This window comes from Arcicella lustrica, from assembly GCF_034930985.1.
Classification (GTDB): domain Bacteria; phylum Bacteroidota; class Bacteroidia; order Cytophagales; family Spirosomataceae; genus Arcicella; species Arcicella lustrica.
On sequence record NZ_JAYGIM010000021.1, the window covers coordinates 58,247 to 74,291 of the forward strand.

Genomic DNA, 16,045 nt, shown 5'->3' on the forward strand with positions numbered 1-16,045 from the left:
TTGATAATTAAATGATTCATTTGCATGAATTTTAAATGATATATCTTGCATTTTATACAAATTTATATACACTATATTAAAGGAAATTGTCATGAAACTTGATGAACTTAAAGCACATTTAAAGCCTGGAGAGGTGTATCGTAGAGCAGATTTAGAACAATGGTCTAAGTCTGTTGACCGTCATATCCATGCACTTGTTAAAAGCGATGTGCTTCAAAAGTTATCACAGGGACTTTATTACTGCCAAAAGAAAACAGTTTTTGGGCATACGCCACCAAATGAAGAAACCTTGGTACATCAATTTCTCAAAGATGATCGCTTTTTAGTGATGTCCCCTAATCTCTATAATACTTTAGGCGTTGGCACAACTCAACTCTATAATAAGCGTGTTGTGTATAATCATAAGCGTCATGGAGAGTTTATGCTTGGCAAAAGAACGTTTTCTTTTTGTATAAAGCCCCATTTTCCAAAGAAAGTAACTAAGGAATTTTTACTTGTTGACCTTGTTAATAATTTGGAAAATTTAGCTGAGGATAAGGAACATGTTTTGGAAAAGGTTTATTCAAAGAGACAATTCTTTGATGTAAAAAAATTAGAAAGAGCTACTAAAAATTATGGTAGTGTTAGAACCAAAAAACTTTTAAGAAAGCTTTTATCAGCAGAGTCCAATACAGCTTATACCATCTAAATATCTGCACCATCACAGAAATTTTGTTGATTTGCTCAGTGCCCTTGAAGAGGAAAAAGGCATTCAAGCAGCACTGAATGAAAAAGACTATTGGATTATGCACAAAAATGGCTTTACTTTTGAATTGAAAGAAGGAACATCCCTTTCCAAGGGATATATATCATTCATCGTTTCTCTGAGGACATTGATATTCATATCCAGCCACCTGCTGAATTTAACATTAACCCTAATCCTAAAAATACAAATCCAAAGAATTTCGAAGCAAGAAAGGATTTCTATGATTGGCTCGCTTCTAATATTAAAATAGATGGGATTATTGCTATTGAAAGAGATACCGAATTTGATGATACGGTACATTACCGCAGTGGTGGTATCAGGCTTTTCTATGATAGCAAGACTTCAAGGGTAGAAGGACTCAAGAGGGTATTTTGCTCGAAGTAGGCTTTGATAATGTCACTCCTAATCAACCAATTACCATTAGCTCATGGGCATACGATAAAGCCGAGAGTCTTATCAAAATTGTGGATAACAGAGCGATTGATATTACCTGTTATCAAGCTGGCTATACCTTAGTAGAGAAGCTTCAAACAATTGCTACAAAATTCAGACAGGAGCAACAGGATGGAAACCCGAAGCAAAATCTCTTGCGACAATACTATGATGTTGCCCATCTGCTGGATTTAGAGCAAGTTCAAGCGTTCATCGGTACTCAAGAGTATCTCTCACACAAAGAAGCACGCTTTCCCAAAGTTGATTTTGAAATACCAATTCAAGAGAATGAAGCATTCTTGCTTCGTGACCCAGATTTACGTGAAAGCTTTAGAAGACGGTATAAACAAACAGAAGCTCTTTATTATCAAGGGCAACCAGACTTCGATAGCTTATTAGCAAAAATAAAAGCTGTCATTGAACGGCTATAATAGAATATTGCGGAATAATTTTACTAACAAAACTAGTTTATATTGTCTTACTATCATAATAGTTTTTAAAGGTTTATTCAATTAATGGAACAAACCTTTGAAGCCATTACTGTAATAAATTTATTGAAGAGTAAAATTGTATAATTAAATGCACGTTTGATTGGACTAAAGAATGTAGATGACTGGTATTTAGGAAAGTTACTTCATGCAATAATTGAATAAGATTAAGAATTAGAAGATTTGAATTGAGAGACTATAATGATTTTGAAAACTAGCTAAGTCGTGCGATGGACAAACACAACTATTATATTTAATATATGATGTTAAAAACACTTAATAAGTACTGATGATTAGAGCACTTTATATTAAAATACCCTTGGTTACTAAGCAATAAAAACTTCTTTAGTATAATACAATTCACGTTAATTCTTCTTTAAAATATCAAAGAAATTGGTTTCTATTTTCAGCCAAAACTATCAAATATTTAATATTTTGGCTGAAAATTAATTTATTGTTAGCCGATATATATTTTCCTCTTTATTTAGAGATGCTGAAAACATGAATTAATCTTTAAAACACCTTTTGAAAAGGGTGGGGCTTTGAACAGAGATGAATTAGTAAAAAAAAAACAAATATTGCCTCTGGCGGCACAATGACAAAAATTTTAAATAGTGGGTTTATTGCTAAGCTTCCTAAGTTTGGATTAAAATTGGCTAACTAAGTTTATTGTATTTCAGATTTTTATACACTTTTCTATTTTCGATTTATTGATAAATCAGGTAAATATGAGCCCAACATTTGGTTGAATAAAATTGATAATCCAGCTTTTAGAACATGGTCTGGACTTGCTTTTGAGCAAGTTTGTTTTGCACATATTCCACAGATTAAAAGAGCATTGAATATTGGAGGCGTAGCTAGGGAAATATACTTTTGGAAAACGAAAGGGGAGGGTGGAACAAAAGGGTTGTCTAATAGATTTAGTAATTAATCGAATAGAACAATTAATTAACTATTTAAGATAAAGTTTTCAATTAATGAATTTGTAGTTACGAAAGAGTATGATGCGAAATTGCGACAAAAAATCCAGTCGTTTAAAGAAGCGACAACTACCAAAAAATATTTTTTTTTGACTATGCTGACTACTTTTGGTGTAAAACCCAATAAATATTCAAATTCGAGCATCCAGAATGAATTAACAATGGATGCTCTGTTTGAATGATATTTGCAAAACTTATGGCTAATAACAGTGGACTATGTGTTAAGAATCTTAGTTTTTTAAAAAGGGTAAAATACTTGCCCAAGTTGCGGGAAAGTTTTCGTTATGACAACCGTGTCCTGTATTTGGGATTATACTGATTTGGTGGTTTAGAATAGACCTTGCGGCACTCACCACACGTTCAACAGGATTGCCACCATCACGGTCACCTGCCATTACTAAAACTGGGCATTTTATAGTACTCAATAAATCTTTGCTAACCGTAACATTGTTGTAACAATTGGCTACTTGTGTGAATAAATCTTCCACTCTATTGGGTTCTGGCATCAATTTTAATTGTTGCTCCCAAAAAGGTTTATCCATTTCCATTGCCATTTTTGCCGTAAACTTAAATTCTCTTAGTCCTGGGCGAACTTCACCAGCACCAATGACAATCATTTTCTTTACTCGTTCTGGATACATTGCTCCTAATTTGTAAGCCGAATATCCTCCATCGCTAAAACCAAGTACAATAACGCTGTCTTTAGTGACAGCATTGATGACCGTCATGGCATCATTAGCTCTCTGCTCAAGCGTTAGTGGTTCAGTTCCTAATTCTGACTTTCCATGTCCACGAGTAGAAATCGCAATTACTTGAAATTTCTGCTTCAATTGGTCAATAAAATCAGCAAATTCAATGGTTGAACCAAATAAACCTCCGTGTAATAATACGATTGGTTGTCCTTTTCCGTACACCTCGTAATAGATTTTAGCATCCTTCGTTTGTACATAATGTCCTGCCTTGTGATTATTCCCGTATGGGATTTTATTCACCACATTCGCAGGTTGAAACGCTCTTATTAGCGGTTTTTGTGCCTGAATATCACTACAAACGAATAGCATAAATAGTGCTGTAATAACTCTTGAAATCATCTTTATAAATGGTTAATTGTGTCTTAGTATCTATTCGTAATCATAAAATCCTTTTCCTGCCTTTTTTCCCCATTCTCCTTTGGTGTATTTTTCAACAACTGTTGGCGAAGGTCTATCAGCTGGGTCACCTGATTCGCTGTATTTTTCCATACCTACATGATATGCCAAATCTATTCCTGTTAAGTCCAACAAAGAAAAAGGCCCCATCGGATAACCCAAACCGTTTTTGGCTGCGGTGTCAATGTCTTCAAAACTTGCTACGCCCATATCCAATAATTTGAGAGCTTCTTGTCTGGTGGCTTGTAACAAACGATTTACCAAAAAGCCATAAATTTCTTTGTGCAACAATACCGGGGTTTTACTCATTTTCGTTGCCACATTCATGACAGACTCTGCTGTTTCTTCCGAAACGTGTGAGCCTTTCACTACTTCTACACATTTCATCACCAAAGCGGGATTGAAAAAGTGCATATTGCAAACTCTATCAGGTCGATTGGTCGCATCGGCAATTTTAGAACTTACGATATAAGAACTGTTTGTAGCCAAAATCGTGTGAGTAGGACAAAGATTGTCCAACTCAGCAAAGAGTTTCCTTTTTATGTCCAATTTCTCAATAATGGCTTCAATTACAAGGTCGGCATCAGTTACAGATTCTTCTAAACTAAGCGTAAAAGCAATATTTGTTTGTACTTGTTTGGCAGCTTCTTCGCTTAACTTTCCTTTAGCTACTCGTTCTTTCAAATAGTTTTCAGCAAACGAAATCGCTTTTTCCAAAATATCAGGATTAGAATCCGTACATTTCACACTGAATCCCGATAAAGCGGCACACATTGCAATCTGATGCCCCATATTACCTGCTCCAATAACGGCTATTTTTTGTATTTCCATGTTTTTATGAGTGATAAGTTATAAGTGATGAGTTGTGAGTTGTGCTTTGTGCTTGCCTAAAATAGGTTGACATAAATTTCAACTTATTTATGAGCAAATCGAAATCAGAGTCTAAAAAAAGTACAAATTTAAAAATTCGTCAACGACGTATTTTTAGTGAATCGTTCAAACGAGAAAAAGTTCAAGAGTTAACTGCTGGACTTTATACTGTGCATTCTTTTAGTAAATTGTGGGGAGTAGCTCCTTATACGGTTTATCGTTGGATTTACAAATATTCTCCACAACATAAACAAGGAACAGTCATGGTTGTACAACAAGAAAGTGAAGCACAAAAGACTGCTGAACTACTAACTCAAGTCGCAAAACTTGAACGTCGCTTAGGACAAAAACAAATGCAAATAGACTATCTTGAAAAATTAGTAGAGCTTGCATCCAAAGAATATGATATTGATTTTAAAAAAAACTTCAAAGTCAAACTTTAGAATATTTTCGGTTACATACTCGTCACTATCCAATGAATGATTTATTCAAGCTTTGTGATATTTCAAGACAGGCTCATCATCAGCGACTTATCAGAGAAAAGAACTGGGCTTCATTAGAGTACTTGGTTGTCGGTTTAATTATGCAAATAAGGGAAATACATCCTGGCATGGGTTTAAGAGTGATTTACGACATTCTTAAACCCAATGGATTAGGTCGTGATACCTTTATTAGTATCGGACTTAGTTATGGATTTAGATTGATTACTTACAAAAATCAAATTAGAACCACTTTTTCAAGTCCATTTAGTCGTTACAAAAACCTGTTAGTTGATAAACTGCTCAATAATATTGACCAGTTGTGGACAAGTGATATTACTTACTATAACATCGCTGATAAATTTTACTATATCGTCATGATTATAGATGTTTATTCTCGAAAAATAATAGGCTATTCCACAGCTGATAATATGAGAGCAGAAAACAATTGTCAGGCTCTTGAAATGGCTTTCCATACTCGTAAAAAGAAAAAGTACATAGAGCTTATTCACCATTCTGACAGAGGTGGTCAGTATATAAGTGATGATTATGTCTCCTTGCTCAAGAATGCTAACATAGCGATAAGTATGTGTAATGAGGTACATGAAAATAGCCATATTGAAAGAGTGAATGGAACTATTAAAAATCAATATCTAAGATATTGGGAAAGTACAAGCCTTGAGGAGTTAAAAACTAACGTCAAAAAGGCTATCGATACTTACAACAATAAAAGACCACATAGTTCTTTAAATAAAAGAACGCCAGACTCGTTTGAACAATACATCAAAGAACTTGAGGTCGATAAAAGACCTAAATTAAACATTTGGACATCCGATGGAACAAAAAAAACAGACCCAAATCAAACTATATTACAATTTTAAGTACATTAAATATGATAATAAATCTGTCAACCTATTTTAGGCAAGCACACTTTGTCATTGCCTAAAATTTGGATTGAAAAATTATCCCATTCAAATACTCATCACTCATCACTACTCTTGTTTCTCCACCAATTAGCCAACAACGAACCCGAAATGGTCATCCACGGCACAGAAATAGCCGAAGCCAAACCTACAGTAACGATTTTACCCATTTGTAAGGCAATGCCCGAAGCGAGTCCTCCATTTTGCATTCCTACTTCTAACGAAATCGTGCGACATGATTTTTCGTCAAGTCCCATCAATCTACCACTCCAATATCCTAACAAATAGCCAATTGAGTGATGAATCATCGACGATAAAAATAGCAAAGGTCCAATCGCCAATAAGGAATCTCTTCCCGAAGAAACAATCACAATCAACATCATCAACACACCTGTCATGGAGATAATCGGCATAATCGTTTGCAACCATTTTACACCGTTTCTGATTAGTTTATTGATAATTAGTCCTAATCCAATTGGTACAAGAATAATTTCAACTACGTGAATCATCATTTTTACGAAATCAATTTCAATGTATTGGCCCGCCAATATTTTCATCAAAAATGGTGTCATAATGGGAGCTGCTAAAGTTGAAATCGCTGCAATGGTAACTGATAAAGGCATATTCGCTTTGGCAATAAAAGCAAGTACATTGGATGTTACACCACTTGGAACAGAGCCAATTAGGATAACTCCTGCTGCAATTTCGGGTGGAAATCCAAAGCTTTTTGCTAATACAACCGCCACCAAAGGCATAATAGTAAAATGACTTACCAATCCAATAATAACAGCTTTGGGTGTTTTTACCACTCCTTCAAAATCTTTCAAACTCATTTCAGTGCCCATTGAAAACATAATCAACTGAATGAGCGGAACAATCAGACTCGTAAACTTAAAGTCCCCTATTTGCTGGAAATATTGTGGATAATACATTCCTAAAGCGACTGCAGCGAATACCCAAATGGTAAAGGTCATTTGTTTGATAGTAGCTAAGCCTCGAGCTCCCAGTGCCAAAGAGACCAAAGAGCCTATCACAAAAGGCCCTGTGTCTATCATGCTACCTCCCCAAACCAACATTCCTATTGCTAAAATTCCTAAAACAACGGAACTTAAGAGTAAGAATTTATATAGATTATTCATAATAATGTGAAATGTTGATTTATCAAATTGGGTATGCTGAATCAAACTTTATGAATCAATTTGCCCAATTGCTAATTTTCGACTTAAATTTAATACACTCTCTCGTAAGAGATTTTCTACCTGTTCTTGTGTGAACTGAGTAGTGCCATCAATACGAGCTAACATAGGTACTGTCATAGCGGCTATGGCGTTACCATTCATGTCCAAAATAGGAAATGAAATGGCGTGAAGTCCTGCGTATTGCTTACTTTTAATAGAAGCAAAGCCTTTTAACTTTATTTCTTTTAAGCTATTACGAAAGACTTCTATGTCTTCATCAGGTTTATTGGGGAGACTTTCTTTAATCCTGATTTCTTTGATAACAGGGTCTTGAAAAGCCAATAAAACTAAACCTGATGCCGACGGAGCAACCTCAATTTCAGAACCTACACGGGTCATAAACCCAAGTCCATTTGGTGGTTGAATAGCCGCTACAACTGTCTGAACCCCATTATTATATACCCTCAAATCGCAAGGGAAAGAGACTAATCTCGAAAGTCCTTCCATAATCGGAAGTGCTTCTGTTAGTAAGCGATAGGTAGGTGGATGAAAATGAGATAGCTGAAATAATTTAGACGTAATGGTATAAGTATTAGCATAATTGGCAACATAATTTCGCTGTACCAAACAATTAAGCATTCGATAGATTTCACTCAAATTTCGCCCTAACTTACTGGCAATTTCTTGTTGTGTCAATCCATTTTCACTCTGACACAATACTTCTAAAATATCAAGCCCTTTCTCTAAGGCTGGGGCTGAATAAGAATTTTCCATTTACGATTGATTCGATTTTACGATTTACGATTGATTTGATGTAAAATTACAGTTATGAAGTATGAAAAATCGTAATTCGTAAATCTAAAATCGTAAATCATAATCACATTCCTATCTGATGCACCTCAATGATATTTCCATCTGGGTCATGGAAAAATACCTGATACCAGCCTTTCAAAGCCCATTTTCCATAGTCGGCATAAGGTATATTTAGTTCTTCTAATCTCTTTTTAAAGCCTTCAATATCATCCGTTCTAAAACAGTAATGCCCTTTTTGCATCGGATTTATCGGCATATTCTGGCGGAATCCCGTATTGTGGTCTTTAATAGCAATATGAAATTCAACCTGTCCGTCTGTTAAAAACTCTACTTGTCCTTCGTAGCGATTTACAGTATCCGTACTTGTAAATCCATGCTCCTCATCTTGGATTTGTGTTAGTTCAAAAACTGTCTTGTAAAAATTTGATAATCTTGGCACGTCCTCTGTGCAAAAATTCGTATGATGATACCTAAACTTCATTTTTTGTTGCTTTTAAGAATTAAAATATATTGCAAATATGAAATTACATTTTCATATATAAAAATATAATAATACTTTTGTTAGAAATTATATTAGTAAACATATTTATGTATGCAAGATTACCTTTCAGTATCTCCCATAAAATCCAAGGAACTATGCAGTTCAACAATGGTTCGTCGTGTGGCTGCCATGTTAGATTTAGAAACGCAATCATTTGCTGAGGGCGATATTCTTCCGAAGGGTTGGCATTTTTTTATGTTGGCTGGCGAAACTCGTAAATCTGAATTACGTAAAGATGGATTCCCTGGCTTAGGCGTTCCGATACCTGATTTGGGGCTTCCAAGACTTCTTTTAGGTGGTAGAACCGTAGCTTATCATGGGAAAATTGTGATTGGTTCGGTGATAGAAAAAAGTAGTTTTATCAAAAATATCACCGAAAAAACGACAAAAAATGGGCAAATGGCAATTGTTACCCTTCAACACGAATTATGCTCTATTGACGCAGATACGCCTGCCATTGTAGAAACGCAAACGTATATTTTACTGGAAGAACAGAAAATAAAGAATCAACCCGTATTAATGAATGAAAATGGGGAATTTACGATTGAAGGAAATGCAAATCAGATAATTCCCGATGAAACCCTTTTGTTTCAATATTCGGCTTTGGGATTTAATTCTCATAAAATTCATTTAGATAGAAATTACACGCAGCAAGTAGAGCGTTTACCTGATTTGGTTGTAAATGGTGGATTAGCGACACTCTTGATGACTGAGTTTTTGCGAAAAGAAAAGGGCGTTGACCTAAAAGCAATCAAAGTAAAACATATTGCTCCATTGTACTGCAATCGTCCTTTAAGATTAGAATACAAAAATGGCGAAGGGAAAATTTATGATGATATAGACAGTATTGCAGTGGAAATGGAAATTGAGGAATTTGCGATTGATTCGATTTAAGATTAACGATTTTTAAAACATACAAGAAATGGAATAAATCCACTTACAACTTGGAAATCAAATCATTCGTAAATCAAGCCAATCGTAAATTAAAGTAATCTAACAAATCGTAAATCAAAAAGATGTTTGAACCATTAAAAAATATCAAAATCCTTGATTTAACCTCCGTTGTAGTTGGTCCCGTGGCTACGTGGCGATTGGGACAATACGGAGCTGAAATCATCAAAGTTGAAAATCCCGCAGGTGATTTGATGCGTGGTTTGGGTGGAATGTCACCGACTGGACAGCACTCTGGAGCGTACTTACACCTAAACCGAGGGAAAAAAAATATTTATCTTGACTTGAAAAAGGAAGGTGGAAAAGACATTATTCAAAAATTAATAGAATGGGCTGACGTGATTGTCGCTAATATGCGACCAGATGCTCTGGAGCGTTTGGGCTTAGGTAGTCAAGCGATTCGAGCAAAATATCCCGAAAAAATTTATTGCTTGATTACTGGCTACGGCACAGATGGTCCCTATTCGGGACTACCGACTTACGATAGCGTTTTGCAGGGTGCTTCGGGTATGGCTGGACTTGCCTTAGCACGTGATGGCAAACCTACCTACGTACCCATGTTGATTTGTGACCATGTAGTTGGAGAAATCACGGCAGGTGTAGTAATGGCAGCTTTGATGCAAAAACAAAATACAGGCATTGGTGCAAGCCTTGAAATTCCGATGTTTGAGACGATGGCTTCATTTGTTTTGCAAGAACATTTGGCTCAACAAAGTTTTGAACCACCTATTGGAGTTGCGGGTGACCTTCGCTTATTGAGCCCTCATAATCAACCCGTTAAAACCAAAGATGGCTATATTTCTTTTACCATCAATACTGATGTTCAGGTAAAAGCATTTTTGAAAATTACAGACAGGACAGAATTCCTAAGTGATGAAAGGTTTCAGACCGTAGCAAGTAGAGCCAAGTACGTTTCGGAATGGTTCGAGATTCGTGGGGCGGCATTAGATAGCAAAACAACCAAAGAATGGCTTGAAATATTCCGCAAAGTTGATTTGCCAGCCATGCCTTGCCATACCCTTGAAACCCTGACACAAGACCCACACTTGAAAGCAGTTGAACTCATTGATTTTGAAAATCACCCAACAGAAGGAAAAACCGCTGTGATTCGTTCAACTATCCAAGTAGATGGCGTATATCCGTCTGCTCGTTCTTCGGCTGCTCCTTGCGGTTGGGATACGAAAGCGATTCTCCATGATTTGGGCTATTCTGATGAGGAAATGGAAAGTCTGATAAATGAGAATGCTACTTTTCAATTTACAGTATCTAAATAATTTATGCCACTAAGTCACAAATGGTTTTTTCAACACGGGTTGTTCAGATATCATTCCGCCTAATTTTGCTCATTTCCGCTTAAAAAAAATTTGATTTGAGTCTTTGTGGCTAATTAATTACAACAAAATAATCTTATCAATACCATTGAAACTAATGAAACAATCATACATCATTGATGCCATCCGAACGCCCATTGGTAGTTTGGGTGGTGGTTTGTCAAATATGCGTGCCGATGATTTGGCAGCTTTACCGATACAAGAACTCATCAAAAGGAATCCAAATTTACCCTTAGAATTAATCGACGATGTGATTTTTGGTTGCCATAACCAAGCAGGAGAAGACAACCGAAACGTGGCTCGTATGGCATTGCTATTGGCAGGATTACCGTACTCAGTGCCAGGTGAAACCGTCAATCGTTTATGTTCGTCGGGGATGTCGGCTGTTATTCATGCCAACCGAGCCATCAAAGCAGATGATGGTGATATTTTTATTGCAGGAGGGATGGAACACATGACTCGTGGACCAATGGTAATGAGTAAATCTTCCAAACCTTTTGGGGGCGATGTTCAACTATTCGATTCAAGTTTTGGGTGGCGATTCATTAATCCCAAGTTACACAAAATGTACGGCACAGATGCCATGGGCGTAACGGCTGAAAACTTGGCAGAAATGTACAAAATTAGCCGTGACGACCAAGATTTATTTGCCTTTCGTTCGCAACAAAAAGCCTTTGTAGCACAACAAAACGGCGTATTAGCCGAAGAAATTGTAAAGGTAGAAATGGCTGATAGAAAAGGGAATATCACCGTTTTTGATAAAGATGAATTTATCAAAGGAAATACTTCGCTTGAAATTTTATCTAAATTAAAACCCATTTTCAAAAAAGAAAACGGTACCGTAACCGCAGGCAATGCTTCTGGACTCAACGATGGAGCTGCCGCTATGTTGATTACTTCGGAAGAAGCCATCAACAATTACAATTTTAGCCCCAAAGCAAGAATTGTAGCTTCGGCAGTGGTGGGTGTTGAGCCAAAAATTATGGGCATTGGGCCTGTCGGAGCAAGCCAAAAAGCTTTGAAAAAAGCAGGTTTGACCCTCGACCAAATAGATGTATTTGAGTTTAATGAAGCTTTTGCCGCACAGTGTTTGGCTGTTACCCGTAATTTGGGCATTGCCGATGACGATGCAAGAGTAAATCCCAACGGAGGAGCAATTGCGATGGGGCATCCGCTTGGAATGTCGGGAACTCGAATTGTGCAAGCTGCTGTAAATGAGTTAATTCGTTCAAAGAAAAAGTATGCTCTTGCCTCTATGTGCGTTGGCGTAGGAATGGGTTATGCCGTAATTATTGAAAATGTTACCCTTTAGAAAAAATGGAAAATACAGTATCAGAAGAAAATACAAAATACCAGCTCTTACAGCTCGAAAATAAGGTTTGTGTCATTACGGGTGCAGCATCTTTACGCAGTATCGGTTATGGAACGGCAGAGCTTTTTGCCGTACATGGAGCAAAATTAGTGATTTTAGATTTGGTAATGAACGACCAAATTGCCAGTCAATTAACAAGCCATATTGAAACACAAATTGGCAAAAAAACAGAAATTATCTGTATTCAATGTGACATCAGAAATGCCTCAGATTGCGACCATGCTATCGAAAAAAGTGTAGCCTATTTTGGCACGATTGACTGCTTAGTGAACTGTGCGGGCATTGTAAAATCAGAAGGGATGCTGTCGATTAACGAGCAAGATTATGATTTAATCATGGACGTAAACCTGAAAGGAACTTTCAATATATGTAAAAGTATCTTGAAAGTTTTTGCTGAAAAACAAGCGGGTGTTATCGTAAATTTGGCTTCCTTGGCAGGTCAACGTGGGGGTGGATTAGTCGGAGGTTCGCATTATGCCGCTTCTAAAGGTGGCGTAATTAGTTTGACTCGCTCAATCGCCAGAGAATTTGCCCCGATGAATATTCGGGCTAATGTCATTTGTCCTGCCATGATAGAAACGTCCATGTTAGACGGGCTGACCGATGAACAATTGGATAACGTAGTGGCAGGAATTCCGTTAAGACGTGTTGGTAAAACCTCCGAATTAGCAGGGGCTTGTCTTTTCTTAGCGTCTGACCTTTCTGGTTTTGTAACGGGAGCAACGCTTGATGTGAACGGAGGGATTCATATTCATTAAGAAGCAATAGCTTACAGAGTTTTAAAAGTATTGAAATATAAAATTATTTAAACGTTTTTTAGATTAGAATACTATGAAATTAATACAATTAAGATTTATCATTTTTACAATTTTATCGTTTGCTTTTTTTAATGTAAAAGCGGCAATGATAGATAGCCTTGAAATACAAAGCCCTTCGATGAAAAAAGTCTATAAGGCAGCAGTGGTATTACCAGCTTCTTATGACAAAAACAAAATGGCGTATCCAGTTTTATATTTATTACATGGCGGAGCGGGACATTTTAAAGATTGGCTTACGCAAACACCTGATAAAATGTTGGTAAAAAACTTAGCAGACCAATATAATATTATCATTATCATGCCTGAGGGTGAAGCCTTTAGCTGGTATATGGATAGCCCTTTTGACCCTGCCAGTCAATTTGAAACGCACATTATCAAAGAGGTTATCCCTAACATTGATAATACTTATCGCACTATAAAAAGTAATAAAGGAAGAGTCATTGCAGGGCTTTCAATGGGTGGACATGGTGCTATGTATCTTTCTACTCGTCACCCTGATATGTTCTGTGCAGCAGGTTCAATGAGTGGAGCAATGGATATGAATTTCACCAATTCTAAAGCTCATACGACCATGCTTCAATCCATCAATGAACGCTTTCAAAAGCTTTTAGGTACTTCTGACCCCAATAGCGAGGTTTTTGTTAAAAATTCTATTATGAATATGATAGATACCATCAAAAAGAATGGATTAGCTATTTTTATTGATTGTGGTGTTGATGATTTTCTAATTGAAGGTAACAGAGAATTACATCGAAGATTAGTGTACAATGGTACACCACATGATTACATTGAAAGACCAGGTGGTCATTCTTGGAATTACTGGCAAAATGCCTTACCATCTCACTTACTTTTCTTTCAGAAGGTGTTTAAAAAGAATGGTTCAATAGTAGAATAGCAAATTTCCTAAATATGAAAAATCGTACTTATTACATCTTAAAAAACTATTTGGTATTAGTATTTGTAATCTATTCAAATCTGATTATTGCTCAGACTGTAACTGTTTTAAATTCAGATACAATTATATACAAGACTTCTAATACAAAATTAAAAGACCGCCTGAATCATGGTGAAGTACTTAAAGGGGCTGTCATTAACATTGCTCATCCAATCATGATAGAAACGGTGTGTGCGGCTGGGGCTGATTTCCTATTTTTAGATTTTGAACACGGACTGAGAGATTATAACGATATTGGTCAAGCTATTGCAACTGCCGAACTTAGTGGTGTTTCTACACTTGTAAGACTTGGAGAACGTTCTGCCAACCTTGTCGAACGAATGCTTGACGGTGGAGCAGCAGGTATTATTTTCCCTCATGTAGAAACTGCCGAAGAAGCGGCGGAACTGGTTTCTTGGTGTCGTTATAAACCACTTGGTTTTCGAGGCTCAGGGTTTGCAAGAGCTTCAATCAATTATAATGGCAATGAATATGAACGTCGTCAGCAAGCCAGTAAAGATGTTGTCTGTATTATGATTATTGAAAACCTCAAAGGGAAGGAAAATCTTGCAAAAATACTGGCAGTTGAAGGGGTAACAGGTGTTGCGATTGGTCCTGGAGACCTTTCTATGGAACTCGGTGTTAGTAGTTGGAAGCATCCTAAAGTTGTACAAACTTTGGATGAAATGGCTGCTGTTGTTAAATCATTTCCAAATCGTGCGTTGTTACGCCTTGCACTCACTCCTGATGAAGCGGTTCAACATGTCAATTCTGGTGCTAATATGATTATTCTCACACATGATTGGCAACTCATAAAAAATACCTATTCTGGACTTTTTAAGGATATTGCCAACAAACTTAATCAAGCTAATAAAAAATAGTCAATGCGACAAATGGGTTCCAAGAAAGTACATATACTTGCAATGTCAGTGTTGATATTTGCAAATTGTTCAAGAAATAATTTGAGTCAGAAACAGTTACTTTCACGCCTTACAGCTACGGAAGATAGACTCGAAATTTTAAACCTCTTGGCAGGTTCTGCGTTTAGTTCTGACGTTGCTTCTGAATCGTATTGGGCAAAAATGTTTACAGATAGTGCCACTTTTGACCGAGGCGTTAAAATAGACAAAGGACGAAAAGAAATCTTGAAAATTGTAAACGCTCCAGAACAAAAAATGGCTATAAAAGCAGGTATGACCCACTTAGCCATGCTTCCGCACATCAAGCTCAAAGGAGATAGTGCTGTTGCCACAGGCTATTTACTTATTGTGATGCCAGATTCTGCCGCCTCTCATGTAAAGCTTGCTGGTAAAGGAGTTTCTCCTGGATTCTCAATTTATCAAGTTACTGTGAATAACTATACGTTAGCAAGAACTTTAGATGGTTGGAAAGTTATCAAAAGAATCGTAAAGCCGATTGCTGCCGAAGATGCTCGTGCTATTATTCAAAAAGCAATAGAAGACTAAAATTATAGCCTTCTATTGCTTTTTGAATCTAATAAAGTACTTATCGTATCAATAGAATATAGCTTAATTTTAGGTCACTGTCAATACGCTTGGATTTAGCAACCTAAAAATAAGCCACATACCTATTTGTATTTTATATCTGCTGCTACACTATGAAATCTAATTTTCTCATTTTCCATTACGAATGTATCTGTACCAAATGGAATAACTGCAACTGCCGATTCACTTGCCCAAATGATATGAGCTACGTTTTCTGTAACAGTTAATTGCTTCATTTCAAAATCAGAACCTGTAGGAATGATGCTAAATAAATCTGAAAAAAACGCAGTAATAGCACTCAAACCTTTGATAGCCCCTGTCAACGTAAGTACTTCCGACTCTTCCGTATAATCAAGCATAATTTCAGCTAAATCATTATTACCAAAAGCGGTAAGGTGGTGCATCAAAACGTCGTTTGTTGTTGAATCTTGCATGGTTAAAAAATATTAGTTTTCAATCTGATGAAAATTATTTCAAAGCACAAAATTAGATGTATGTAAAAAAGCTACACTTAATCTATATTAATAAATGGCGTTA

Annotated in this window: 16 protein-coding genes and 1 pseudogene; 11 read left to right on the forward strand and 6 right to left on the reverse strand. The window is 36.4% G+C overall.

The genetic code is table 11. The annotated features are described in order from the left end of the window. The first annotated feature begins 91 nt into the window (after positions 1–91). Positions 92–688, forward strand: a complete 597-nt coding sequence (locus VB798_RS22695; RefSeq protein WP_323689526.1) for a DUF6088 family protein — start codon at positions 92–94, stop codon at positions 686–688. A 428-nt stretch (positions 689–1,116) separates the two neighbouring features. Then, entirely contained in the window at positions 1,117–1,608 is a 492-nt protein-coding gene (locus tag VB798_RS22700) for a nucleotidyl transferase AbiEii/AbiGii toxin family protein (RefSeq protein WP_323689527.1), read from the forward strand. A gap of 1,267 nt (positions 1,609–2,875) precedes the next feature. Here the strand turns inward: VB798_RS22700 and VB798_RS22705 are convergent. Beyond that, positions 2,876–3,736 carry an alpha/beta fold hydrolase gene (locus VB798_RS22705; protein WP_323689528.1) on the reverse strand — a complete coding sequence of 287 codons (861 nt, stop codon included), beginning with the start codon at positions 3,734–3,736 and terminating at the stop codon, positions 2,876–2,878. Positions 3,737–3,766: 30 nt separating this feature from the next. After that, positions 3,767–4,624 carry a 3-hydroxyacyl-CoA dehydrogenase family protein gene (locus tag VB798_RS22710; RefSeq protein WP_323689529.1) on the reverse strand — a complete coding sequence of 286 codons (858 nt, stop codon included), beginning with the start codon at positions 4,622–4,624 and terminating at the stop codon, positions 3,767–3,769. An 89-nt stretch (positions 4,625–4,713) separates the two neighbouring features. Here VB798_RS22710 and VB798_RS22715 point away from each other — a divergent pair, with 89 nt between their 5' ends. Continuing rightward, positions 4,714–5,106: a transposase gene (locus VB798_RS22715; RefSeq protein WP_323689530.1), complete on the forward strand. Its 393-nt coding sequence runs from the start codon at positions 4,714–4,716 to the stop codon at positions 5,104–5,106. 11 nt (positions 5,107–5,117) lie between these two features. Beyond that, a pseudogene (locus tag VB798_RS22720) lies at positions 5,118–6,023 on the forward strand (IS3 family transposase); the annotation flags it as partial. 101 nt (positions 6,024–6,124) lie between these two features. On the opposite strand, the gene VB798_RS22725 reads toward VB798_RS22720, so the two are convergent. The 3 genes from VB798_RS22725 to VB798_RS22735 form a co-directional block, all read right to left on the reverse strand. After that, positions 6,125–7,204 (reverse strand): bile acid:sodium symporter family protein, encoded by a 1,080-nt coding sequence (locus VB798_RS22725; RefSeq protein ID WP_323689531.1) that lies wholly within the window; start codon positions 7,202–7,204, stop codon positions 6,125–6,127. 48 nt (positions 7,205–7,252) lie between these two features. Then, on the reverse strand, positions 7,253–8,017 hold the full coding sequence (locus VB798_RS22730) for an IclR family transcriptional regulator (protein ID WP_323689532.1): 765 nt from the start codon (positions 8,015–8,017) through the stop codon (positions 7,253–7,255). 103 nt (positions 8,018–8,120) lie between these two features. Next, the gene (locus tag VB798_RS22735) at positions 8,121–8,537 is read right to left on the reverse strand and encodes a VOC family protein (RefSeq protein ID WP_323689533.1); all 417 of its coding nucleotides are present in this window, start codon (positions 8,535–8,537) and stop codon (positions 8,121–8,123) included. Between the two features lie 111 nt (positions 8,538–8,648). On the opposite strand from VB798_RS22735, the gene VB798_RS22740 reads away from it, so the two are divergent. The 7 genes from VB798_RS22740 (at position 8,649) to VB798_RS22770 (ending at position 15,469) form a co-directional block, all read left to right on the forward strand. After that, positions 8,649–9,491: an FAS1-like dehydratase domain-containing protein gene (locus VB798_RS22740; RefSeq protein ID WP_323689534.1), complete on the forward strand. Its 843-nt coding sequence runs from the start codon at positions 8,649–8,651 to the stop codon at positions 9,489–9,491. 122 nt (positions 9,492–9,613) lie between these two features. After that, positions 9,614–10,822 (forward strand): CaiB/BaiF CoA transferase family protein, encoded by a 1,209-nt coding sequence (locus VB798_RS22745; protein ID WP_323689535.1) that lies wholly within the window; start codon positions 9,614–9,616, stop codon positions 10,820–10,822. Positions 10,823–10,976: 154 nt separating this feature from the next. Then, positions 10,977–12,191, forward strand: a complete 1,215-nt coding sequence (gene pcaF, locus VB798_RS22750; protein WP_323689536.1) for a 3-oxoadipyl-CoA thiolase — start codon at positions 10,977–10,979, stop codon at positions 12,189–12,191. 5 nt (positions 12,192–12,196) lie between these two features. Next, positions 12,197–13,009 (forward strand): SDR family NAD(P)-dependent oxidoreductase, encoded by an 813-nt coding sequence (locus tag VB798_RS22755; protein WP_323689537.1) that lies wholly within the window; start codon positions 12,197–12,199, stop codon positions 13,007–13,009. 73 nt (positions 13,010–13,082) lie between these two features. Further along, positions 13,083–13,964: an alpha/beta hydrolase gene (locus tag VB798_RS22760; protein ID WP_323689538.1), complete on the forward strand. Its 882-nt coding sequence runs from the start codon at positions 13,083–13,085 to the stop codon at positions 13,962–13,964. Between the two features lie 14 nt (positions 13,965–13,978). Next, a complete protein-coding gene (locus VB798_RS22765) occupies positions 13,979–14,884 on the forward strand; it encodes an HpcH/HpaI aldolase family protein (protein ID WP_323689539.1) in 906 nt (301 codons plus the stop codon). Between the two features lie 81 nt (positions 14,885–14,965). Next, on the forward strand, positions 14,966–15,469 hold the full coding sequence (locus VB798_RS22770) for a nuclear transport factor 2 family protein (RefSeq protein ID WP_323689540.1): 504 nt from the start codon (positions 14,966–14,968) through the stop codon (positions 15,467–15,469). Positions 15,470–15,591: 122 nt separating this feature from the next. Here the strand turns inward: VB798_RS22770 and VB798_RS22775 are convergent, their stop codons facing one another. Beyond that, on the reverse strand, positions 15,592–15,942 hold the full coding sequence (locus VB798_RS22775; RefSeq protein WP_323689541.1) for a nuclear transport factor 2 family protein: 351 nt from the start codon (positions 15,940–15,942) through the stop codon (positions 15,592–15,594). Positions 15,943–16,045 lie beyond the last annotated feature (103 nt).

What these genes read in the sequence shown, in the direction of transcription:
- VB798_RS22695 (WP_323689526.1), top strand. Translation starts at nt 92, where the DNA reads ATGAAACTTGATGAACTTAAAGCACATTTAAAGCCTGGAGAGGTGTAT.
- VB798_RS22705 (WP_323689528.1), bottom strand. Translation starts at nt 3,736, where the DNA reads ATGATTTCAAGAGTTATTACAGCACTATTTATGCTATTCGTTTGTAGT.
- VB798_RS22710 (WP_323689529.1), bottom strand. Translation starts at nt 4,624, where the DNA reads ATGGAAATACAAAAAATAGCCGTTATTGGAGCAGGTAATATGGGGCAT.
- VB798_RS22715 (WP_323689530.1), top strand. Translation starts at nt 4,714, where the DNA reads ATGAGCAAATCGAAATCAGAGTCTAAAAAAAGTACAAATTTAAAAATT.
- VB798_RS22725 (WP_323689531.1), bottom strand. Translation starts at nt 7,204, where the DNA reads ATGAATAATCTATATAAATTCTTACTCTTAAGTTCCGTTGTTTTAGGA.
- VB798_RS22730 (WP_323689532.1), bottom strand. Translation starts at nt 8,017, where the DNA reads ATGGAAAATTCTTATTCAGCCCCAGCCTTAGAGAAAGGGCTTGATATT.
- VB798_RS22735 (WP_323689533.1), bottom strand. Translation starts at nt 8,537, where the DNA reads ATGAAGTTTAGGTATCATCATACGAATTTTTGCACAGAGGACGTGCCA.
- VB798_RS22740 (WP_323689534.1), top strand. Translation starts at nt 8,649, where the DNA reads ATGCAAGATTACCTTTCAGTATCTCCCATAAAATCCAAGGAACTATGC.
- VB798_RS22745 (WP_323689535.1), top strand. Translation starts at nt 9,614, where the DNA reads ATGTTTGAACCATTAAAAAATATCAAAATCCTTGATTTAACCTCCGTT.
- pcaF (WP_323689536.1), top strand. Translation starts at nt 10,977, where the DNA reads ATGAAACAATCATACATCATTGATGCCATCCGAACGCCCATTGGTAGT.
- VB798_RS22755 (WP_323689537.1), top strand. Translation starts at nt 12,197, where the DNA reads ATGGAAAATACAGTATCAGAAGAAAATACAAAATACCAGCTCTTACAG.
- VB798_RS22760 (WP_323689538.1), top strand. Translation starts at nt 13,083, where the DNA reads ATGAAATTAATACAATTAAGATTTATCATTTTTACAATTTTATCGTTT.
- VB798_RS22765 (WP_323689539.1), top strand. Translation starts at nt 13,979, where the DNA reads ATGAAAAATCGTACTTATTACATCTTAAAAAACTATTTGGTATTAGTA.
- VB798_RS22775 (WP_323689541.1), bottom strand. Translation starts at nt 15,942, where the DNA reads ATGCAAGATTCAACAACAAACGACGTTTTGATGCACCACCTTACCGCT.